This window comes from Psychrobacter sp. T6-1, assembly GCF_052258445.1.
Genome location: NZ_JBQQFC010000616.1, coordinates 1 through 856, shown reverse-complemented (window position 1 = coordinate 856; position 856 = coordinate 1). Strand labels below are relative to the sequence as shown.

General features: G+C 42.4%; 2 protein-coding genes. Both read left to right on the top strand.

Annotated features, from left to right (window positions below; genetic code table 11):
* Positions 1-141: hypothetical protein (locus tag ACTXGO_RS14960; protein ID WP_443575077.1), on the top strand; the 141-nt coding region annotated here is incomplete at its 5' end.
* 108 nt (positions 142-249) lie between these two features.
* On the top strand, positions 250-765 hold the full coding sequence (locus tag ACTXGO_RS14955; RefSeq protein ID WP_443575076.1) for a helix-turn-helix domain-containing protein: 516 nt from the start codon (positions 250-252) through the stop codon (positions 763-765).
* The last annotated feature ends 91 nt before the right edge of the window (positions 766-856 follow it).

Here is an 856-nt window from a genome sequence, read left to right as displayed (position 1 = left end):
GACTTTGCGCTAGATAATTTAACAGGGTATAAATGTCCTCGTTATATCGAATTCGTTGATGAGCTACCTAAGAGTAACGTCGGTAAGGTACTGCGCCAAAAGTTACGTGAAAAGCATATGGCAGATCATCCCCAGCTTTGAGCTGTCGATACTTTGAACCTCTAGTGGCTTACGCGTTATATCACAAAAAAGCACCTTACAATCTGAACTGACCCCCATAAGTTGGACACCACTTATGGGGGTTATTTTATGCGTTACGATCTAGACTTTAAGATCAAAGTCATAGCATACTACGGAGAAGGACATACTGGAACTGCCACAGGTGAGAGGTTTGAAGTAGACCCAAGGTTTGTACGTAAATGGGTTAAGCAATATCAAAGCGGTGGTATAGATGCTATCAAGCCTAAAACCGGTAAAACTAAATACAGTAGCGACTTTAAGTATCAAGTGATCGCTTTGATGTTAGCAGAAGAATTAAGCCACTCTGAGACCGCTCTCAAATTTAATATCAGCTCTCCTAGCTTAATTAGTCATTGGTATAAAGCTTACAGGCTCCACGGTATGTCTGGACTCACCTCCAAATGTAAAGGTAATACCCTTATGAAACCTCCTATCGCAAGCAAACCTGATGATGAAAAGACGCCTACAGAGCTTAAGCGTGAACTGCAATATCTGCGTGCGGAGAATGCCTACCTAAAAAAGCTCGATGCACGGCTTCGGGAAAGAGAACAAGCTGTGACAAAGCAAGGCTCATCGAAGGATTAAGAGAGCAACACCTATTATCTGACTTACTAACCATAGCAAAGCTTGCGCGGAGTAGCTTCTACTATCATAGAGCGCAGCTTTGCAATAAAGA